Raw genomic sequence first — 20,195 nt, 5'->3', positions numbered from 1 at the left:
ATATTTTGCTAAATAGTTTTCATCAATACATCCAACGGCATGTTCCCCTGAACCGATTTTTATGATTAAATCAGTTGATAATCTTTAATGGGTGAGAAATTGTACTTAGTATAAAGTTAGGTTACATTTTTTTATAAATCCTCATTGCAAAGATATAAGCAACAACTATAATTGCAATACACCAAGCAAGAGCAACCCAGATATTATGTCCTACCGGCTTACTTGCTAATAAATTACGAATAGCGTCTACAATAGGTGTTACAGGTTGATTTTCTGCAAAGGCATGTACTACTGAAGGCATTGTATCTGTTGGTACAAATGCAGAACTGATAAATGGTAAGAAGATGATTGGGTAAGAGAACGCCCCTGCACCATCTGGTGTTTTAGCAGCAAGTCCAGCAATTACAGCAATCCAAGTTAAAGCAAGTGTAAATATTCCAAGAATTCCAAATACCACGAGCCACGCTAAGATTCCTGCTGAAGAACGGAAACCTATTAATAACGCAACAAGTATAATCACTACTACAGAAATACCATTTGAAATTAATGAGGTTAATACATGTCCCCATAATACTGTAGAACGTGCGATAGGCATAGAGTGAAAACGTTCAAAGATACCTCGCTCTTTATCCGTAAACAAACGGTAAGCTACATATGCAATGCCACTACCAATAGTCATTAGCATTATACCCGGTAATAGATAATCAATATAATTTTCTGTGCCTGTTTCCATTGCTCCTCCAAACACATAAACGAATAATAACATAATCCCAATTGGTGTAATACTAACTGTAATAATTGTATCCATACTTCTAAAAATATGGCGCATAGAACGCCCAAACATAACACTTATATCTTTAAAAAAATATTTATTTGCTGTTTCCACTTAATTCTCCCCCTTTTTCCCAATGATTGTTAGAAATATTTCCTCTAATGTAGGTTGTTTTTCAACATATTCAACTTTTGCAGCTGGGAATAACTTTTTCAACCCTTCTAGTGTATCTAGTGCAATGATTTTTCCGCCATGAAGAATAGCGATTTTATCTGCAAGTTGTTCTGCTTCTTCTAAATATTGAGTCGTTAAGAATACCGTAGTGCCTAAAGCTGATAGCTCTTTTACAATCTTCCAAGCTTCTAAACGCGCTTCTGGATCAAGACCTATCGTTGGCTCATCAAGGAAAATTATCTTTGGATTTCCCACAAGACTCATTGCGATATCAATTCTTCTTTTCATTCCTCCTGAGTAAGTGCCCACTCTGCGGTCTGCAGCCTCTGACATACCAAAACTATTAATTAACTCATCTGCTGCTTGATTTGGATTTTTAAGATGTCTAAGTTTTGCTATCATTTGAAGATTTTCACGTCCAGTTAAAATTTCATCAATAGCAGCAAATTGACCAGTAAGACTGATAGAACTTCTAATCTCTCCTGGGTTTTTTTCAATATCATAACCATTGATCTGAGCACTGCCAGCATCTGATTTAAGTAAAGTAGCCATGATTCTAATCATTGTTGTCTTTCCAGCTCCATTAGAGCCTAGTAATGCAAAGATAGTTCCCTGCTCTACTTCAAAATCTACTCCTTTGAGTACTTCTACATCTTTGTAAGATTTTCTTATCCCTTTAATTTTTATGATATTATTTTTCATTTTCTTCCTCCTTTTAGTCGGAACCAGGGTAAATTTCCCCACTCGCTCCGCTCATAATTTACCCGTTAAAGTCCGTTTAGGACTTAACCTCCTTTATAAAATAGTAACCTCAAGTCTGCATTTAATCCTTTCGATGCAGCATGAGTAGTTATTATAAAAAAGAGCCGACAACTGTGATTTCACTCACATGTTATCGGCTCTGCGTCTTAGCGTCTGGTTCTTTAATAACTGATATATTCAGTTGTTTTACATTGATTATCCTTTCCTGTTTACACTTGGGACAAAATAGTGGGAAGTTTTCAAGTACTGTATCAACACCTATCTTGACCCTTGTTTTGCTGCCACAGACCGGGCATAATATCCACTGGTATTTACACACTCTACCATCCCTTTAGTTGATTTTTTTGTTACCACTATCATTTTAGTGACTACAAACATTAAGATTCTTGATGTTTGTCAGCATAAGTTTTTGAATCTTTGATAAGATCGTCGCAGAAAGCCGCTGCGTCACCGCCCGTAACTTCCAGCACGCCCTTCCCCAAGGCTGCGCCCTCTTCGAAAAGATCGATAATTCCCGTGAGCAAACCCGACTCGCCAGTTAGCTCAATGGGTCCGACCTTAAATATATATTTCTGAATCTCTTTATATACAATTTGATAATCTTTTGGGAGCGCTTTGACACGCGCCACATGCGCTCGCCACTCTTTTTTGCCTTGGATGATATCTTGTATTTTCATTTTATCCTCCTATTTACCTAATTTTTTAACGATATTATTGTTGAGTTGCTTGCGCCACTTGTCGCGAAAAGAGTTTGCCCCTTCTTCGCCCATGAGTGCTGAACAGAAGCCTTTGATATCGTCACCCAAAACCTCTTGTATGCTCTGACCCTCCGAAGCTGTTTCTTCAAGTAGGCCAAGTACACCGTCGAGAATTGGCATTAGGTTGCGACCAGTTAAATCTGAGTGAGGCCAAAGATTATCATTAATTTTTTCCCATGCCGCTTGATAATCAGCCGGTAGCTTCTTGGCTCTAGATTTAAAAGCTTTCATTTCTTTAGTCATGTCGCTTCCCGTGATTTTTTCCCAAAAATTCATTACTTTTTCTCCTTTAACTCCTTAATTTTTGATGATACAAATTCCCACTTCCCCCAAAACTTCCGTAGTTCCTCATATCCCGCGTCATTAAGGGTGAAAAATTTTCGCGGCGGTCCCATATCGGATGGCTTTTTCGTAATTTCCACCAGCTTGTTTTTCTCAAGCCGTACCAATATGGTATAGACTGTACCGTCTACAACATCTGAAAAACCCAGGGCATTCAGCCGCCGCGTGATCTCGTATCCATAGATTTCCTCGTGGCTGATGATTTCAAGAACACAGCCTTCTAGTATACCTTTTAACATTTCTGTAATATTTTCCAGACCAATCACCTCTTCACTATCTAGTATTACCGATATTCAGTATTACTTATTACTACTATATAGTAACACGCAATAGCCGTGGTGTCAATATATTTAAAAATAAAAGAAGCCCCTGAAAATTCCGTGAAATTGGCATTTTCAAAGACTTTGTTTTAGCATGCTGCAGTTTAATAGAATTTTAAGTTTTTTAAGCTTTGTTCTATTTGGATAAAGTAAACTGGTCTATTGTTCTTCCTTCATAAGAAATGGCATGAACCATAATAAGATTATCCTCAACGTCTACAACTATAAAGTGGTATTGAGGAACCGGGGGGACAATAACCCCTTTTTTACTAGAATATGCGTCTCTTAACGGTGCTCCTCCTCCACCGGTTACAACTTGATAAACTTCTCTGTTATATTGATACTTTCTGGTACTAAAAGAACTATCAATTAGACGTCGGGAATAGTTGTGCTCATGCCCTGGGAAAACTATATCAATATTGTTGTCGTCTACCACCTTCCAGAAGCGATCTCTTTCTTCAGGATAACGATCAAGGGAAGACCCAATATGGGCACCGGTAGGATAAGCTGGGCCATGAACAAAAACAAATTTGTGTTGTCCACCAGCTTTAGATACTGCGTCAAACCATTCCAGTTGTCTTCCTGTAATTCGAAAACTTTCTTGATAATGATAGGAATTGAGAAGAATTAATCTGATGTGACCCAAATCTACATAATACACTGTTCTATTGTAATTACGTAATTGTCCATGCGGTCTGAATTCTGAAAACACTTCTGCAAATACTTTTTCCCTTTCAAGATCCACTGGGACGCTTCCAACCTCATGATTTCCTACTGTTGGGAGAAACATTTCTATTGGAAAATATGAAGTAAAGACACTCTTGAATTTTTCTAATTGGGGCCTTAATCTTTCCGTCCTCCGGCTGCCTGAGACTAGATCCCCTGGGTAAACAATGTATTCTGGTAACGGGTCTAATTTTGAGATTTGTTCCAATAAATCTCTTAAAATTCTTTCGTTAATACCATCATCCCTTCCCCGTGAGTCAGCCATAACAACAAAACGATAGCGTTTCCCCCGTATATTTGTATTATTGCTGCTTGACCCAGTAGGAAAATGTAGTATGGGATAAGCACCAAATTCCATATTAATCCTCCTCCATATTTTTTACATATAATATACAGTATTCTTTGGGGGTGCTTAAGGTTCTTAATGGAGGATTATTCTATTTGCCTATTGGAAAAATCCTCAAGATCACTACCTTTACAATTTTATTGCTTTTGTTGCAACATTTTCACAAAACGCACTATCATGCTCAACAAACAAAATTGTAGATTCATGTTCAATTAACAATTTCTCAATCTGCATACGAGAAATGACATCAATAAAATTCAATGGTTCATCCCAAATATACAAATGTGCCCGTTCACATAAACTTTTTGCAAGCAATACCTTTTTCTTCTGTCCTCCACTAAAATCCTCCATATTCTTTTCAAACTGCTCTCTTGAAAAATCAAGTTTTCTAAGTATGGATTTAAATAAACTCTCGTCAATACAATGTTTATCTGCATACTCAGATAAGTTACCATATAAACCTGAAGTATCTTGTGAAACATAAGAAATGATTAACTTATTATTCTTTCTTACAATTCCACTATGGGGGATGTCTTCTCCATAAATTAATTTCAATATGCTTGATTTTCCGCTGCCATTCTTTCCTTGAATAGCAATTCTTTCACCTTGCTCTATAGTGAAGCTTACTCCCTTACAGACAATTCTATTATCATATTCAATTGCAACATCTGTAAGTTCTACAAGCTTTTTATCATGGAAAGTAAGCGGTACTATTTTTAAACTTTCATTAGATTCAATATTTTTAAGAAGCTTTGATTTTTCTTCAATCATATTTTGTTGTCTAGCTTCTATATTTTTAGCACGCTTCATCATTTTGGCAGCTTTATGTCCAACATATCCTTTATCTAATTTACTCCCAGAATTAGTAGTTCCATGCTTGCTGCTTTCAACATTATCTGACCACGTAGAAGTACGTTTTGCCGAGCTGGTAAGTCTGTTAATATCCTTTTTCAATTTTTCGTTTTCGGCTAGCTCAAAACCATCTTGTAATTCTTTGTTTCTCCACCATGAAGAAAAATTTCCTTTTTGTATTTCAATATTAGTTTTATTAATAGACAAGATATGGTCTACACAATTATCCAAAAAAGACCTATCATGAGAAATCAGAATAAATCCTTTCTTTTTTTTCAAGTAATTACTTAATTTTTGCCTAGCTTCTGCATCCAAATGATTAGTAGGCTCATCAATAAGTAAAAAGGATTTCTCCTTCAAAAACATAGCAGCCAACAATGCTTTGGTCTGTTCTCCTTTAGATAGTGTATAAAACTGTCTATATAAAGCATCGTAGTCCATATCTAACAGAGATAATTCTTTTACTATTTCCCAATCCATTGAATTTGGACTAATCTCCCTTATGACATCTATAGTGAAATTACTTTGTTCCTGCACCTCATAAGGAAAATATTCAAAAGTCACATCAGATGAAATGTTTCCATTATATTCGTATTTCCCAAGCAAAAGATTTAGAAAAGTAGTCTTTCCTCTTCCGTTTCTTCCAGTAAAGCCTAATTTCCAATCGGTATCAATTTGAAAACTTACATTTTCAAAAATATTATCATAACTACCTTCATAAGCAAAAGTTAGGTTTGTAACATTTATTAAAGACATATTTTTGTCCTCCTCTGTATTTAATAGTATAAATAACAAAGTCGGAACAATAGGCGACCATGTTATTACTCCATATAAGTGTCGCCTTCAGTATCCGACTCTATATGGAGATTATCATGTGTTAGCAAAGTGTCTTTATTTATCATAATATTATTTATCCTCCTTATTTGAATTATTTTTAAAAAAATAAAAGCTGCAAGAATTAATTATTCTTACAGCTTATAGATATACGTAGTTAAGCTAATCATTATAGCATAACACAAGTGTATATATTAAGAGAAAAAAGAATAACTTTCTTGCATAAGTACAACAAAACAAACAGAACGCAGCTGTTTATCTTTGTATTAAATGTACTTTAAAAATTAGCAAGAAATATTAATCATTTTTTCACCTCAAATTTCATATTTTTTATCAGTATACTATTATACATGGGAAAAGTCAATAATGAGTGAATCAATCCTTATTGCGGACTTCATGGAGCACACTCCTTGTTAACCTTGTTTAAATGCTTAACTTATTTTCTTGATAATAATACGCAATTTTCAACATGAAACGTTCCCGGAAACATATCCACTGGCTGAACTTCAACAGTTTCATAGCCTAATTCATTTAGTATGGCTAGATCTCGAGCTAAAGTTGCTGGGTCACAGGACACGTAAACAATTCTCTTTGGCTGCATTTTACTTATGGCCTCTAGAAGACTTTTCTCGCAGCCTTTCCTAGGAGGATCTACTACTACAACATCAGCACTTATGCCTTGATCAATAAGCTCTGGAATTACCTTTTCTGCTTCTCCTGTAAAGAATTCTGCATTTGTAATATAATTTTCTACAGCATTTTTCTTTGCATCCTCAATTGCCTGAGGTACTATTTCTACTCCATAAACCTTCTTAGCCTTTTGAGATAAAAATAGAGAAATGGTTCCAGTACCGCAGTAGGCATCAAATACAGTTTCATTTCCAGTTAAGTTAGCATACTCAAGAGCCTTCTTATATAAAACCTCAGTTTGCACAGGATTAACCTGGAAGAAGGAAAGAGGTGAAATATTAAACTTAAATTCACCAATATAATCAGAAATCTTATCTTGTCCCCACAAGGTTATATTTTTATCCCCAAGTATGATATTTGTTTTATTACTATTAATATTTTGAATAACGCTTTTCAAGCCATCTATATTATTAACCATAATATCTATAAATTCTTTAGAATAAGGCAGCTTTTCTTCCTTAGTAACTAGAACTACCATAATTTCTCCAGTTTTGAAGCCTTTTCTCACCATTATATGTCTAATTAGCCCACTGTCAGTAGTTTCATCATAGGGCTTAATATTCAATTTTGTTATCCATTCCCTTGTAAGCCTAACTACCAAATCTGCACTTTCATCTTGAATAAGGCAGCTATACATATCGATTATATTATGGCTTCTTGGAGCATAAAAACCTATTTGAACCTTTCCATCTGCATATCCTACAGGAAGCTGCACCTTATTTCTATATCTAAAAGGAACCTTCATGCCTAAGGCATCATGGACTACAACATTATGAAGCTTTCCAATCCTCTCCATAACATCTTTAACCCTTTGAGTTTTAAAGTCAAGTTGTGCTTCATAGGTCATATGCTGAAGCTGGCAGCCACCACACTTTTTATATATTCCGCACTTAGGTTCAACCCTAAATTCAGATGGCTTTATAATCTCCATTAGCTTACCATGAGCATAGCTCCTTGCTACCTTAACTATCTTTACTTTAACAGTTTCACCCTTTAAGGCTCCCTGCACAAATACAGTGAAATCATTAATTTTACCTACACCTTCGCCTTCGAAGCCAAGTGATGTTATTTCTATAATATATTCTTTATTTTTCTCAACCATAATTTCTCCTTTAGTGGCATTCACATGAATTATTACTTTAAAATCCTTGTTAGTTTTGTTGTTAACGCATTCCACTTAAAGAATCCATTGTTTTACCACTGGTATACCCAATTCCCCATTTATTATTATAGTCACAAGCAGAATACCATACACGATACTGATTATTTTGAATTATAAATGAAGATCTGTAAATGTTATGAGAATCCCATCCATTGGCTGAAGGGTAAATTGTGGGGTTTTCACTTGCAGTCCAATCAATCCCATTAGTACTTTTTATATAAAATAATGCGGTATAGCCTTCTTGATTCTTTCTAGCAGTTAATAAACCTTCATACCCTATATTAGACTTTATCACATTAATATGCCAGGACGTCCAACCTGGGATTTTGATTTTACAAGTTTCTCTACTGCTCCAGTCTAAACTATTTTTGCTTGTAACATAGGACATAATATTGCCTTCACTTATATACCACATTTTATAAATGCCATTTTCTTTGATGACTGCTGGTGAATATCCCGAAATTGGGTTCTTGCACTGGTATATCAACTGAGGTTTTGACCAATTTATCCCATCACCTGAAGTTGACCTATAAAATTTAGATGGTCCCAAAACATTTTTTTTATTGTAAACATAATATACTGAAAGCTCGTTGTTATCAAATATTAAATCAGTATCACTAAAGTGTCCTCCAGTTAAAACATCTTTAGGAGGGGGCGCGATGGGGTTTTTAAGTCCATTTGGGGTTATCCATTTAAGCCCATCATTACTAACTGATATACATGGATTTTCAAAATCGTCATTTTCATAAGGATAAGGTGTATAAGCCATCCAGTAGTTAAATCCATGAAAGCCAGAACTTATAAAGAGAACATCAGGATGCATTGGCTGGTTAAATCCGTCATAAGTTTTTATATCTAAATGTCTTAGGGCATTCGCATTAGTATTTACTAATTTAAGATAATCCTTTTTTGCTTCTTTTTCTTTGTTTATTTTTATTATACTTTGATGTTCAATGTAAACCCGGTTACTATGTCGATGTATCAGATAAGCAAAACATGGAGTAGACACTATCAATATAAATATAAATACAGAAATAACAGTGAATTTGTTTTTTCGGTTCATTTTAACCAATACTCCTTCATGTTAGATTTATGTCATAACGCTAAATGTAGATGTTATTATATCATATTGTCTAGCAAGTAGCACGTTATTTTTGTTTACATTTTTATTGATTATTAATTGCATTATTTACATCTTATTGTCGTAATTTCTGAACTTAGGAAAACTCATGTGGATGCCATTAGTCTAATCCAACTTCTTTCTAAATCTTACAATACTTATAACTAATAATATCAGTCCTAGAGCAAACAGGAGCGCTACATCATTAAACAAATATTCCACTCCTACCCCCTTTGTTATTATGCCTCTTAATATATTCAAGAAATAAGTTAAGGGAAGAACATAGCCGATAAGCTGTATTATTTTCGGCATAGCTTCTCTTGGAAATACAAAACCTGACAAAAGAACACTGGGTAAAATCGTAACTACGCTAAGCTGCATTGCCTGAAGCTGAGTTTTAGAAACAGTTGATATAAGTATTCCAATGGCAAGAGCACATATTACAAAGCCGGCTCCTAAGAATAATAATAGTCCAAGATTACCGTGAATAGGTACATTAAACCACATCATTCCAAGTGCTAAGGAGAACAAAAAGTCTAAGAAGCCAATCATAACATAGGGTACAAGCTTTCCAAGTATAAGCTCAGTGGACTTTATTGGAGAGACAATAAGCTGCTCTATAGTTCCTCTTTCTCTTTCACGTACTAATGCAAAGGCTGTTAGCAATACAGTTATATTCTGCATTACAAGCCCTACAAGTCCTGGTATTGTATAATTTTGATTTCTAAGGCTTGGATTATAAAGCACTTTTGTACTTACATCAATCCCGCCAATCTGAGGTTTTTGTGATAACTTCTCACTTAGGCTTGACATTACCTTAAGTCCCTGACTTTGTCCTGCCAAAACCCCGCTGCTAAAAGCAGTTCGGGCTGTTGTGGGATCTGATCCATCTATTAAAAGCTGAATAGTAGGTTTCTCTTTGTTTAATACTAAGGTTGAATAATCAGGAGGAATTATAATAGCTGCATGAGCTGTACCGCTGTTTATTTCCTTTTCGGCAGTATCCATACTGCTTACCTCTTCCTTAATATTAAAATATAAAGTATTTTGGAAGCTTTTAATAAGTTCTCTGCTTTCAGCGGTTTTACTTTGATCCAGCACAACGGTTGAAATATTTTCAAGCTGTGTTGTTACTGCGTAACCAAATAAGAGTATCATCATTATGGGCATTCCAATAGCTATTCCAAAGCTTGCCTTATCTCTTTTTATTTGTATAAATTCCTTTTTTATAATAGACTTAAACCTCTGGAAATTCATCCCCATCACCTATCTTCCTTTATAATGCTTTTAAGCTCTTCAAAGGAGGCTTCTATTTTTTGATTCGTTGACTTTTCCACATATTTAATAAACACATCCTCCAAGTTGTTCACCTGTTCTCTTTCAATGAGCTCCTTAGGTGTGCCAGTGGCCATTATTTTACCATCAAATATAAAGCTTAATAAATCGCAGCTAGAAGCTTCATCCATATAATGAGTGGTAACTAGAATAGTTATTCCCTGCTTTGCTAAAGTATAAATCATCTCCCAAAATATCCTTCTTGATACGGGATCAACCCCAGCTGTAGGCTCATCAAGCACTAATAACTGAGGCCTATGAATAAGAGCACAACCTAGAGCCAGCCTCTGCTTCCAGCCCCCTGAGAGATTCTTAGTTATATTCTTTTCTCTTCCATTTAAGCCTGCCATAGCAATGATTGCCTTTTTTCTTTCTTCTCTAAGTGTCTTAGAAAGGCCATAGATGCCCGCATAAAAATCAAGGTTTTCATTTACAGTAAGGTCCTCGTAAAGGCTGAATTTCTGAGACATATAGCCAATATTTTGCTTAATTTTCTCTGCATCTTTTTCTACATCGTAGCCAAGCACCTCTGCTGTACCTTTTGTAGGAGTAAGCACACCGCAAAGCATTCGTATTGTTGTGGATTTCCCTGAGCCATTAGGCCCTAAAAAGCCAAAGATTTTACCCTTAGGTACTTCAAAGCTAATACCATCTACAGCAGTAAAGCTTCCAAAGTTCTTCGTTAATTCCTTTACTTCTATTGCATTCATTTTATCACCACATCCACCATCATACCTGGGTATAAATCAGCAGCATCACTTAAACTAATTTTCACTTCAAACACAGTTTTATCCTTGTCACTTTTGCTTTCTGTATTTTTAGGAGTAAATTCAGATTGAGGCGCTATAAATACAATCTTGCCATCTGCTAATTTTTTATCATTATAGTATATAGGTAAGCTGTCACCGAGCTTAACAGCGTTTCTCTTAGCTTCTTCTACATAAACCTTAATATATTTGTCCTTAAGATTTATTACCTTGGCAATATTCATTCCTTGAGCAGCCATTTCTCCCTTGTGAATAAATACATCTGAAACTGTTCCAGCAATTGAGGAAGTAATTGCGGCTTTTGAAATTTGAAGCTTAGTTAAGTCTACAGCGGCCTGTGCCTGATCAACTGCTGCCTGTGCCTGCTGTTTTACATTGTCTGAAGCCTTACTTGGCAAATCATCAAGCTTAAGCTTTGCCATAGTTAGACCTGCTTCTGCCTGTTTTTTCTGAAGCACAAGTGCAGATGTATCAACAACAGCAATTTTATCGCCTTCTTTAATTGTATCTCCCTGCTTGATAGATAAATCAGTTAACTTACCATTAGTCTCTGATGGAATATATACACTTTCAGCCTCAACTGTAGCTGTATATTTATTGATATCCTCAGTTTGTTTTGCTGTGCAGCCTGTAATAGCTGCTAAAATTGTGCAGGTCATTAATAATGTTAATATTTTTTTCACCGTTAATTCCCCCTTTATGAATTTCTTTGTTTTTTATGTAATTAGATAGACAAAAGAATTGTTCCACTTGGACAGGCCTCCATAAACTTGCTTCATTAATCACTAACAGGCAAAATCAATCTACTCATTAATTTTATTTGAAATACCATATAAAAATATATCCAGCATGGTATCCAGCTGCTTATCATCATCAATTGTAATTAGTTCAGGCATAAATTGTTTTTGTACAATAAACATTCCCATCATTCCAAGTAGGGATCTTATAGCAATATTTATGTCTATATTTTTAAAAATACCCTTTTTAATTCCTTCTTCAAAATAAAGTGACAAAATATCCTTGCCCTTCATAATAATATTATTTATAAAAGCCTCTTTTAAGTCCTCATGGTATTGTATTTCCGTTAAAACAACCTTAACCATGTCAAAATACTTTAGGGCAATAGCAAGCCTATCCTTTAAAAGGTATTTAAGCAGTTCCCTTTCGTTTAGATGCTTGTTGTTTTCAAAGATTTCTGTAAGTCTTTTGGACATTATTCTTTCACCCATAACAGTAACCATCTTTACCATTACCTTAGTTAGAATATCCTTTTTTGTTTTAAAATATCTAAATATAGTTCCTTCAGCAACTCCAGCTTCCTTTGCAATTTCACTTGTGGTTGCAGCGCTGTAGCCCTTGTCGGAGAATATCTTAACTGCCGCCTCAAGTATTTCCTCTTCTCTGTTTCCTCGGGTCAAGTTATCACGCTCCTTTTATTTATGTTAATAATTTAATGATTAGCTGATTACATCTAATATTTCAAGACTTATTTCAGCATGAATATATACGCTTTAGTAAATGAGTGATTACTCACTTTTATTATAAATCCATTATTTAGAGTAGTCAATTCTTAAACAGAGAACTTTTTTATTTTCAATCTATAATTTATAAAAGGATATTTTTATTTTCTGAATTATTGTATCTAACTTGATTTCTTTTTATTAGAAGTAATATTATTGTTAGTTGTGTTACAATAGATTTACACCTTACCTATTGTAATGATTTAAAATCAAAATATACGTCATTAAATATTTAAAATATAATTAAGGAGAACATCAATTATGTTATATACTGAAGAGCAAATCAATATCTACTTACATAAAATTGGGTACAATAAGAAGATTGAATTGAACGGAAAAACACTTGAACAATTACAAATTGCTCATTTAAAAAATATTCCATATGAAAACTTGGATATTTTAAACCAAGTTCCGCTGTCTCTTAATTCAGAAGACTTATTTACAAAAATGATATTAAAGCCTAGGGGGGGCTATTGCTTTGAGTTAAACGGATTATATAGCAATTTGTTAAAAAGCCTTGGATTTAATGTTACAAATTTGGCAGGGCGTTTTGCCAATGATGACACTACTATTAAGATGCGAAGTCATCGAATACTTAAGGTAACAACTAACGATGGTATCTATATATGCGATGTGGGTGTGAGAAATGAATCCCCTAGGACTGCACTGAAATTCATAGATGGATTAATACAAAATGATGGTGTAAGTGAATATAAATTTGAGCAAGATGACTTTTATGGACATACTCTTTGGCAGAAGGAGAAAAATAAGAGCTGGAAAAGAATTTATGGCTTTACAGAAGAACCTCAACAGGATATTGATTATGTTATGCCTTCTTTCTTCTGTGAAAAACATCCACAATCGCTTTTTACTGGTTATAAAAAGATATCTATTTTTACTGATACATCTAATATTACACTTGTAGACGACACTTTAAAATTTTATGAAAATGCAAAAGTAATAAAAAAAGTGGAGTTAAAAAATAAAGAAGAAATTGATGACACTCTTGAAAAATATTTTAAAATAAAAATAAATGATTAGTAAAATTAGATAAGAATTTGTTTAACGTAGTTAAGGGGGAAATTAAATTGAAATACCGCTGCTTAATTTTAGACCATGATGATACAGTAGTTAAAAGCACACCTGACATCCATTACCCATCCTTTATAAATGCCCTAAAAAAATTAAGACCTAATATGAATCCCTTGAGTCTTGAAGAATTTGTCTCATATTGTTTTAGTCCCGGATTTTCTGAGTTGTGTAAGGATGTACTAAAATTCAGCAAAGAGGAGCAAGAATACCAATACAAAGTATGGAAAAGCTATACAAAAGAAAAATCCCGTGACTTTTATCCAGGTTTTACTGAACTAATAAAAGAATATAAAAAATTAGGCGGAATAATATGTGTTGTATCACATTCAGAAAGTGAACAAATATTAAGAGACTACAGTTTACATTGTGATTTAAGTCCGGATTTAATATTTGGCTGGGACTTAGAAGAGTACCAGAGAAAACCAAATCCATACCCAATTATAGAAATTATGAGAAGATTTAATTTAAATGCAGATGAAATATTAGTTTTAGATGATCTGAAACCAGGATTAGATATGTCAAGAAGCTGTAATGTAACCTTTGCAGCAGCAGGATGGTCTCACATAATTCCTGAAATAGAAGAGTACATGAGAAATAACTCAGACTACTATTTTTCAACAGTAGAAACATTTAAGAAGTTTATATTATCTTCAAATTAGTAACATCTTAATTTCTTTATCGTAAACTATTGTAAACTGCTGTATTATAAAATAAACAAATGGTAATTTGGATTTAACAGGAGTGATTTGAATGAAAGTCAAAATTATAAGTATGCTTCTTGTGTTTCTATTAGGTGTTTCAATTTCTGGATGCTCTAATAGTAATTTAGGTAATATCAGTAGTACGAGTAGTTCTAGTAATGTAAATAGTGCGAGTACTACAAATAGTAACAGTAATATAAGTAGTACAAATAGTAACAACATACCTAACAGCAGTGTTCCACCAAGTCCTTCTTCTAGTTCTTCAAATGACAAAAATAAGAATACAAATAATCAGGTTTTAACTAATAATTTCACCTTGGAAGCATATAAAGCAGTATTACAAAATAAGGCTGAATTTTTTAGCACAGACAATAAAAAAAGTTTATATTTAAATGATTTTTTATCTAATAAAGAAATTTATGGAACCATCTTCAAGGTAACACACTTTACGGTACTAGACATGGACGGCGACAATAAGCCTGAAGTTGTTCTTGAATTGTCAGTAGGTGGTGAGCCACAGTTTTATGAAATCTTGCATTATATGAATAGTGTAGTTCATGGATACCTTATTGTATACAGGGGTTTAGAAGAACTAAAAGCAGATGGAACGTTTCATTTCTCAAACAGTGCAGCAGATAATGGTTGGGGAAAATTAAGCTTTGAGCCAAATGCCCCTAAAACTGACATGCTAGGATACAGTAAGTCAAGTCAAAATGGTGCAAACTTAACCATAACATACTTAGTTAATAATAAGCTAGTTACAAAAGAATCCTTTGATTCTTTCTCTAAGGAACAATCTGAGAAAAAGAATGCAACTTGGTATGAATTTTCTCAAAAGAATATTGAAACAGAACTTTCTGCAAATCCATAGGCATCTACAAATATCATTAATAGAACTATTACAGGTAGCAGCAAAGTTGCATATTACTTAATAGGACACAAAAGGCGGCCTTTTAATTTTAATAAGTAATAACTCATACGGATGCCCTTACAGCTTTTATGAGCCGAAAAATTTGTTCTGTGGTCTTAACCACATTCTTCCTTGCAGTTTCGTGATCCATGGCTTCCTGCAGTGAAATAGCTTTTGTTAAAATTGAGAAATATGCATCTATACCCTTTTCATTGCATTTGACTGCATCTTCAGTAACACTGCCAGCCAAGGCAATAACAATTTTGCCATATTTTTTAGCTAACCTTGCTATTCCCACTGGAGCCTTCCCCATTGCTGTCTGCTCATCCAGGCATCCTTCTCCTGTAATTACATAATCAGCCTCTTTAATACATTCTTCTAATTTTACCGCACTTAAAACTAATTCAATTCCCGGCTGCAGCTCACTATTTAAATAGCTTAAGAAGGCAAATCCAAGACCACCTGCTGCTCCAGCTCCGGGAGTCTCAGAATAATCACTCTTAAAATGCTCTTTTGTTACCAGCGCATAATGAGCCATATCCTTATCCAATTTTTCTTTTATCTCCTCGGTTACGCCCTTTTGAGGGCCATAAATATAGGTGGCTCCGTTGGCCCCGCACAAAGGATTAATTACATCGCAGGCTATTTTAAAATTACATTTAGAAAGCTCAGTCATAATATTTTCAGTGGAAATTGCAGAAATCTTACCTAAATCCTTTGCTCCAAACCCTAATTTATTACCATTTTTATCGTGAAATTCAAAGCCTAAGGCTGTGAGCATCCCAATACCGCCATCATTAGTAGCACTTCCTCCAATACCAATAATGAAATTCCTGCACCCCCTCACTATGGCATCTTTAATCATTTCTCCCACCCCATAGGTTGTTGCTTCCATAGGATTTTTTTCTGTTCCAACTAATATAATCCCTGAAGCTGCTGCCATTTCAATAATTGCCGTAGCTGATTCACTAATATATCCATAGGAAGCCTTTATTTTACCCCTTTGAGGCCCCATAACACAAATGCTAACCATTTCTCCGCCAAGGCCTTCAACTAATGCCTCAGTGGTTCCTTCTCCGCCATCAGCTAATGGTTTAACAATAACGTCTGCATCAGTTACATTCAAGATTCCCTCTTTAATAGCATTACCAGCTTCAACTGATGTAAGACTGCCCTTTAAAGAGTCAATTGCAATAACTACCTTCATCCAATCCACCTGCCTTTCATTCAATTGAATATATGTTCAGTTTCCCATTTCCCTGCTAAAAAAGCAATACCTTTAGCTCCCAGATATTTTGATTAGTCTATGATTCTAATTAATATAGCTGTTTTTTTATTTAGGAAATATTTCTTAATGCATTTCAGCTTCCTATCCTTTCAGAAATTTTAAAATGCGGCAAGCTAAAAAAAGAACGGCTAAACGCGGCAGGGGGACGTTTCTCCTGCTGCATTTAGCTGCTCCTTCAAAAATCACTTTATATATCTTTTACACAATAAGTAATAACTCATATAAATACCATTTAAATTTTAAATAAGTAATTCTTATGCGAATGCCATTAAATTATTTTTAAAAACTCTTTTGTACGCTCTACTTTAGGATTGGTAAAGATTTGCTCCGGAGTTCCCTCTTCTGCTATAACACCTTTATCCATGAATACAACACGGTCTGATACTTCTCTTGCAAAGCTCATTTCATGAGTAACTACAAGCATTGTAAGACCGCTTTGAGCTAGTTCCTTCATAACCTTTAGAACTTCGCCAACCATTTCAGGATCCAGTGCTGAGGTTGGTTCATCAAAAAGAATAACATCGGGCTCCATTGAAAGTGCTCTAGCAATTGCTACACGCTGCTTCTGCCCCCCAGATAGCTGCTTTGGCTTGGCATTAACATACTGCTCCATGCCTACAACCCTTAAATACTTTAAGGCTACCTTTTTAGCTTCTTCCTTTGAGCGCTTCAGTACCTTTATTTGTCCAACAATACAATTATGCAGAACATTATGATTGTCAAATAAATTAAACTGCTGAAATACCATACCTAGCTTTGTACGATACTTATATATATTATGCTTATCATCTAAAATATCTTCTCCGCTGTAGATAATTTCTCCGCCGGTTGGTTTCTCTAAAAGATTAATGCAGCGAAGAAGTGTTGATTTTCCTGAGCCAGAAGAACCTATAATGCATACTACTTCTCCTTTTTTTACTGAGAAATCTATGTCCTTTAGTACTTCATGAGTTCCAAAGGATTTATTTAAATGCTGAACCTCAATTACATTTTCCATTTTCCTAATCTCCTTGCAATTTTTATTTTTATAAATACATTTCCTATACCTGCATCTGATTAGCATACATAGTGTAATTTTCTGGTCCATCTATTTTCTTCTCTATAAAACGTAAAATTCTTGTTACTGTAAAGGTCATTATAAAATAAAGAATACATGCAACGAAAAAGGATTCAAAGTATCTAAAATTATTTCCTGAAATTGATTTAGTTTGGAAATAGAGCTCTGTTACAGAAATTACGTTAAGTACTGATGTATCTTTTATATTAATTACAAATTCATTACCCATTGCCGGTAGGATATTGCGGATTGCCTGAGGCAGTACAATATTAACCATAGTTTGAAGATGGGTCATACCAATAGCCTGTGCTGCCTCAGTTTGTCCTTTATCGATTGAAACAATACCTCCGCGTATAATTTCAGACATGTAGGCACCTGTATTAATTGAAACAATAAAAATTGCTGCTGTTAACCTGTTCATATCTACTCCGAAAGCTAGAGCAGAACCATAGTAGATTACCATAGCTTGTACAATCATTGGGGTTCCACGGAATAATTCTATATATATAAAAAGAACAGAATTTATAATTTTAAGAAATATCTTCTTTATACCTCTTTCAGGCATTGGTATAGTCCGTACAACACCTATTATAAGACCAATAAAAAAACCTAAAATAGTACCAATCATTGAAATAAAAAGTGTCATGCCCGCTCCTCGAAGGAACATTGGCCAGTTATCTGTAATAATTTTTAATACCCATTGAAAACTCATTTTTAATCACTCCTGCTTTATCTGTGCCGGGTAGCTTGTCCAATCTAAAATCTAATTTAAGCCAAGCCCCCTCTATAATGTCTTAATAATTTTTATATTATTTATTTTGCTGCTGGCTGATTCTTAATAGCACTATCCATAATGGATTTTTGCTGATCAACAGGTATAGTGGCTAAAATTTTATTAATCTTTTCAGTTAAATCACTGCCCTTAGCAACACCTACAGCAATTGCTGTATCGTCTGGTGAAGTAACAAAGCCGTCTTTGAACTCTACCATTTTAAAAGCTGAGTTTACTGCAGAAGCACTAACCCCTTCTGGACGTTCTGAAACATAGCCGTCAATCATACCTGCTTGTAGTGCAACTCTCATTGCCGGGAAGTTATCCATGGCAGGCTGCTTTTGAACACCCTTTATTTGATCTATTACTGAATAATGGAAGGTATTTAATTGAGCAGTTACCTTTGCTCCGCTGAAATCCTGAATTGATGCAGCGTTGTCATACTTTCCGCCTTTTTTAACTACCATAACTAAATCTGATTTATAGTAGTTATTTGTGAAATCTATTGTCTCTTTACGTTTTTCTGTTGGTGACATACCTGCAATAATTGCATCTATTTTACCTGAAGTCAAGGCTGGTACAAGACCATCCCATTCAGTTTTAACTACCACTAATTTTTTCCCAAGTCCATCTGCTATTTTCTTAGCTATCTCAATATCATAGCCCCCCGCATATTCTGCGCTGCCATCTATTTTAACTGCACCATTTGAACTGTCTGATTGCGTCCAGTTAAAGGGTGCGTATCCACATTCGAGTCCAATTCTAAAGGTTCCAGCATCATTTGCTGCCTGTGCCTTTGTATCCTTTGAGGCATTGCTTGTCCCGCAACCTCCTAAAACTAATACTGCTGATAGTGACATTGCCATTAATGACCAAAATTTTCTTTTCATTTTACATATCTCCTTTTTATTATATTTTCTGCTTTTGCAGTTAAAAAAGGCTAATCTTTCATTTGGATTTTTTAATTTCTCATTTCAGTCTTTTTTTGAACAAAAAAAGACCTGAGGTAACCTCAGGCCGCAATGTGCACACTTGCTCCTAAACCCCTACATTTCCCAAATGAGATAGCACAACTCAATAAACCGGGTAGTCTATTGAGACAGTCCTGCAGCTCTTAACTGCAGACCCAGCAAATAATATAGAGAATATTATAAGCTTCGGCGATGAATCCTTCTCCCTAGTTTCAATGTTTCTCAAGCTCCGCTAAGGACTAATAAGCACCGCGCCTCTACCCCACCGTAAAAGTGAGGTCTTATTTAATTGTTATATTTACTTTATAACAATTAATTAAATATGTCAACATCTAGTTGTATAATATTGTAAATGTAACTGTTTACAACTAAATTTTTTATAAAATTTTTTTAATATTTTACAAATGTCTCACATTGGGTTCCTTCAATGGAACTAGCATCTGGCCCATGAACCTGTACGTGTGGAGCTGAACAAGCTCTATTATCATTATAGTTGCAGTTAAGAGCATCACATTTAATTATAGGACTCATTTCAATTGAGGTATTGGTAAACAACTGCTTAACTTCACCGCCAAAATTCATATTAGTAAGATGAGTAAAAGCATTCTTAATACCCTTTTCAGCAAAGGTATTGCACATTGTTTGAGCACTGCTGTGAGCGCTGCTTCCTACAACATGAATTTGGTTTGCTGAGCAAAGTCCACTCATATTATGCACACAGCTAAGAGCACTGCAGCTCAAGTCACCATTCATAAAAAAACCACCTTTCTCAATATTGTTAACCATATTTTACACAATAATGAAAATTTTATTCCATTATAATTGCTTGTTGAATATTTTTTAAAGAAAATTAAATCTTCTGGATTAGCAAAAAAAAATAGCAGCTTAAGCTGCCAAGTAATAAAATGAATCAGTTGCACTATT

Annotated in this window: 22 protein-coding genes and 1 riboswitch; of the genes, 3 read left to right on the top strand and 19 right to left on the bottom strand. The window is 34.6% G+C overall.

Going from position 1 to position 20,195, the window contains the following annotated elements; all coding sequences use genetic code 11:
- Nucleotides 1-121: 121 nt before the first annotated feature.
- The 14 genes from ACJDUG_RS04720 to ACJDUG_RS04655 form a co-directional block, all read right to left on the bottom strand.
- Nucleotides 122-886, bottom strand: a complete 765-nt coding sequence (locus ACJDUG_RS04720) for an ABC transporter permease (protein WP_406768751.1) — start codon at nucleotides 884-886, stop codon at nucleotides 122-124.
- Complete coding sequence (locus ACJDUG_RS04715) at nucleotides 887-1,648, bottom strand: ABC transporter ATP-binding protein (RefSeq protein ID WP_406768750.1); 762 nt, start codon at nucleotides 1,646-1,648, stop codon at nucleotides 887-889. It lies immediately after the preceding gene.
- Nucleotides 1,649-1,838: 190 nt separating this feature from the next.
- Entirely contained in the window at nucleotides 1,839-2,027 is a 189-nt protein-coding gene (locus tag ACJDUG_RS04710; protein WP_406768749.1) for a cysteine-rich KTR domain-containing protein, read from the bottom strand.
- 58 nt (nucleotides 2,028-2,085) lie between these two features.
- Nucleotides 2,086-2,385, bottom strand: coding sequence for a DUF1048 domain-containing protein (locus ACJDUG_RS04705; protein WP_406768748.1), 300 nt, complete (start codon nucleotides 2,383-2,385; stop codon nucleotides 2,086-2,088).
- Between the two features lie 9 nt (nucleotides 2,386-2,394).
- Nucleotides 2,395-2,742, bottom strand: a complete 348-nt coding sequence (locus tag ACJDUG_RS04700) for a DUF1048 domain-containing protein (protein WP_406768747.1) — start codon at nucleotides 2,740-2,742, stop codon at nucleotides 2,395-2,397.
- Entirely contained in the window at nucleotides 2,742-3,065 is a 324-nt protein-coding gene (locus ACJDUG_RS04695; protein WP_406769091.1) for a PadR family transcriptional regulator, read from the bottom strand. Before ACJDUG_RS04695 ends, ACJDUG_RS04700 begins: the two co-directional genes overlap by 1 nt.
- Nucleotides 3,066-3,264: 199 nt before the next feature.
- Nucleotides 3,265-4,212: a metallophosphoesterase family protein gene (locus ACJDUG_RS04690; RefSeq protein ID WP_406768746.1), complete on the bottom strand. Its 948-nt coding sequence runs from the start codon at nucleotides 4,210-4,212 to the stop codon at nucleotides 3,265-3,267.
- Between the two features lie 117 nt (nucleotides 4,213-4,329).
- Nucleotides 4,330-5,808, bottom strand: a complete 1,479-nt coding sequence (locus ACJDUG_RS04685; protein ID WP_406768745.1) for an Lsa family ABC-F type ribosomal protection protein — start codon at nucleotides 5,806-5,808, stop codon at nucleotides 4,330-4,332.
- Nucleotides 5,809-6,322: 514 nt separating this feature from the next.
- Nucleotides 6,323-7,678, bottom strand: coding sequence for a 23S rRNA (uracil(1939)-C(5))-methyltransferase RlmD (gene rlmD / locus ACJDUG_RS04680; protein WP_406769090.1), 1,356 nt, complete (start codon nucleotides 7,676-7,678; stop codon nucleotides 6,323-6,325).
- Nucleotides 7,679-7,739: 61 nt separating this feature from the next.
- Nucleotides 7,740-8,801: a hypothetical protein gene (locus tag ACJDUG_RS04675; RefSeq protein ID WP_406768744.1), complete on the bottom strand. Its 1,062-nt coding sequence runs from the start codon at nucleotides 8,799-8,801 to the stop codon at nucleotides 7,740-7,742.
- Between the two features lie 183 nt (nucleotides 8,802-8,984).
- Entirely contained in the window at nucleotides 8,985-10,115 is a 1,131-nt protein-coding gene (locus ACJDUG_RS04670) for an ABC transporter permease (RefSeq protein WP_406769089.1), read from the bottom strand.
- Nucleotides 10,116-10,120: 5 nt separating this feature from the next.
- Nucleotides 10,121-10,903 (bottom strand): ABC transporter ATP-binding protein, encoded by a 783-nt coding sequence (locus ACJDUG_RS04665; RefSeq protein WP_406768743.1) that lies wholly within the window; start codon nucleotides 10,901-10,903, stop codon nucleotides 10,121-10,123.
- Nucleotides 10,900-11,643, bottom strand: coding sequence for an HlyD family secretion protein (locus tag ACJDUG_RS04660; RefSeq protein WP_406768742.1), 744 nt, complete (start codon nucleotides 11,641-11,643; stop codon nucleotides 10,900-10,902). The genes ACJDUG_RS04665 and ACJDUG_RS04660 overlap by 4 nt, the downstream gene beginning before the upstream one ends.
- A gap of 120 nt (nucleotides 11,644-11,763) precedes the next feature.
- Complete coding sequence (locus ACJDUG_RS04655) at nucleotides 11,764-12,378, bottom strand: TetR/AcrR family transcriptional regulator (RefSeq protein WP_406768741.1); 615 nt, start codon at nucleotides 12,376-12,378, stop codon at nucleotides 11,764-11,766.
- A gap of 363 nt (nucleotides 12,379-12,741) precedes the next feature.
- Between ACJDUG_RS04655 and ACJDUG_RS04650 the strand changes: the two genes are divergently transcribed.
- The 3 genes from ACJDUG_RS04650 to ACJDUG_RS04640 all read left to right on the top strand — a co-directional run bounded on the left by ACJDUG_RS04650 (nucleotide 12,742) and on the right by ACJDUG_RS04640 (nucleotide 15,144).
- Nucleotides 12,742-13,521, top strand: a complete 780-nt coding sequence (locus ACJDUG_RS04650) for an arylamine N-acetyltransferase family protein (RefSeq protein ID WP_406768740.1) — start codon at nucleotides 12,742-12,744, stop codon at nucleotides 13,519-13,521.
- A 47-nt stretch (nucleotides 13,522-13,568) separates the two neighbouring features.
- Nucleotides 13,569-14,231 (top strand): HAD family hydrolase, encoded by a 663-nt coding sequence (locus ACJDUG_RS04645; protein WP_406768739.1) that lies wholly within the window; start codon nucleotides 13,569-13,571, stop codon nucleotides 14,229-14,231.
- A gap of 91 nt (nucleotides 14,232-14,322) precedes the next feature.
- Nucleotides 14,323-15,144, top strand: coding sequence for a hypothetical protein (locus tag ACJDUG_RS04640; protein ID WP_406768738.1), 822 nt, complete (start codon nucleotides 14,323-14,325; stop codon nucleotides 15,142-15,144).
- 103 nt (nucleotides 15,145-15,247) lie between these two features.
- Here ACJDUG_RS04640 and ACJDUG_RS04635 read toward each other — a convergent pair whose 3' ends face one another.
- From ACJDUG_RS04635 to ACJDUG_RS04615, 5 genes are all read right to left on the bottom strand, one after another.
- A complete protein-coding gene (locus ACJDUG_RS04635) occupies nucleotides 15,248-16,390 on the bottom strand; it encodes a glycerate kinase family protein (RefSeq protein ID WP_406768737.1) in 1,143 nt (380 codons plus the stop codon).
- A 349-nt stretch (nucleotides 16,391-16,739) separates the two neighbouring features.
- Nucleotides 16,740-17,468, bottom strand: a complete 729-nt coding sequence (locus ACJDUG_RS04630; protein ID WP_406768736.1) for an amino acid ABC transporter ATP-binding protein — start codon at nucleotides 17,466-17,468, stop codon at nucleotides 16,740-16,742.
- A gap of 43 nt (nucleotides 17,469-17,511) precedes the next feature.
- Nucleotides 17,512-18,240, bottom strand: coding sequence for an amino acid ABC transporter permease (locus tag ACJDUG_RS04625; protein WP_406768735.1), 729 nt, complete (start codon nucleotides 18,238-18,240; stop codon nucleotides 17,512-17,514).
- Between the two features lie 101 nt (nucleotides 18,241-18,341).
- Nucleotides 18,342-19,190, bottom strand: a complete 849-nt coding sequence (locus ACJDUG_RS04620; protein ID WP_406768734.1) for a transporter substrate-binding domain-containing protein — start codon at nucleotides 19,188-19,190, stop codon at nucleotides 18,342-18,344.
- Nucleotides 19,191-19,357: 167 nt separating this feature from the next.
- Nucleotides 19,358-19,539, bottom strand: a riboswitch (Lysine riboswitch).
- A 122-nt stretch (nucleotides 19,540-19,661) separates the two neighbouring features.
- The gene (locus tag ACJDUG_RS04615; protein ID WP_406768733.1) at nucleotides 19,662-20,024 is read right to left on the bottom strand and encodes a DUF1540 domain-containing protein; all 363 of its coding nucleotides are present in this window, start codon (nucleotides 20,022-20,024) and stop codon (nucleotides 19,662-19,664) included.
- Nucleotides 20,025-20,195: the final 171 nt, after the last annotated feature.

It is taken from the genome of Candidatus Clostridium stratigraminis (assembly GCF_045310675.1).
GTDB lineage: Bacteria > Bacillota > Clostridia > Clostridiales > Clostridiaceae > Clostridium_AT > Clostridium_AT stratigraminis.
The sequence above is the reverse complement of the archived record's forward strand: the minus strand, read 5'-3'. Positions and strand labels throughout refer to the sequence as shown.

Excerpts from the sequence above, each read along its gene's own strand:
- ACJDUG_RS04715 (WP_406768750.1), bottom strand. The coding sequence starts at position 1,648 with ATGAAAAATAATATCATAAAAATTAAAGGGATAAGAAAATCTTACAAA.
- ACJDUG_RS04705 (WP_406768748.1), bottom strand. The coding sequence starts at position 2,385 with ATGAAAATACAAGATATCATCCAAGGCAAAAAAGAGTGGCGAGCGCAT.
- ACJDUG_RS04700 (WP_406768747.1), bottom strand. The coding sequence starts at position 2,742 with ATGAATTTTTGGGAAAAAATCACGGGAAGCGACATGACTAAAGAAATG.
- ACJDUG_RS04690 (WP_406768746.1), bottom strand. The coding sequence starts at position 4,212 with ATGGAATTTGGTGCTTATCCCATACTACATTTTCCTACTGGGTCAAGC.
- ACJDUG_RS04685 (WP_406768745.1), bottom strand. The coding sequence starts at position 5,808 with ATGTCTTTAATAAATGTTACAAACCTAACTTTTGCTTATGAAGGTAGT.
- rlmD (WP_406769090.1), bottom strand. The coding sequence starts at position 7,678 with ATGGTTGAGAAAAATAAAGAATATATTATAGAAATAACATCACTTGGC.
- ACJDUG_RS04675 (WP_406768744.1), bottom strand. The coding sequence starts at position 8,801 with ATGAACCGAAAAAACAAATTCACTGTTATTTCTGTATTTATATTTATA.
- ACJDUG_RS04670 (WP_406769089.1), bottom strand. The coding sequence starts at position 10,115 with ATGAATTTCCAGAGGTTTAAGTCTATTATAAAAAAGGAATTTATACAA.
- ACJDUG_RS04665 (WP_406768743.1), bottom strand. The coding sequence starts at position 10,903 with ATGAATGCAATAGAAGTAAAGGAATTAACGAAGAACTTTGGAAGCTTT.
- ACJDUG_RS04650 (WP_406768740.1), top strand. The coding sequence starts at position 12,742 with ATGTTATATACTGAAGAGCAAATCAATATCTACTTACATAAAATTGGG.
- ACJDUG_RS04640 (WP_406768738.1), top strand. The coding sequence starts at position 14,323 with ATGAAAGTCAAAATTATAAGTATGCTTCTTGTGTTTCTATTAGGTGTT.
- ACJDUG_RS04635 (WP_406768737.1), bottom strand. The coding sequence starts at position 16,390 with ATGAAGGTAGTTATTGCAATTGACTCTTTAAAGGGCAGTCTTACATCA.
- ACJDUG_RS04630 (WP_406768736.1), bottom strand. The coding sequence starts at position 17,468 with ATGGAAAATGTAATTGAGGTTCAGCATTTAAATAAATCCTTTGGAACT.
- ACJDUG_RS04625 (WP_406768735.1), bottom strand. The coding sequence starts at position 18,240 with ATGAGTTTTCAATGGGTATTAAAAATTATTACAGATAACTGGCCAATG.
- ACJDUG_RS04620 (WP_406768734.1), bottom strand. The coding sequence starts at position 19,190 with ATGAAAAGAAAATTTTGGTCATTAATGGCAATGTCACTATCAGCAGTA.
- ACJDUG_RS04615 (WP_406768733.1), bottom strand. The coding sequence starts at position 20,024 with ATGAATGGTGACTTGAGCTGCAGTGCTCTTAGCTGTGTGCATAATATG.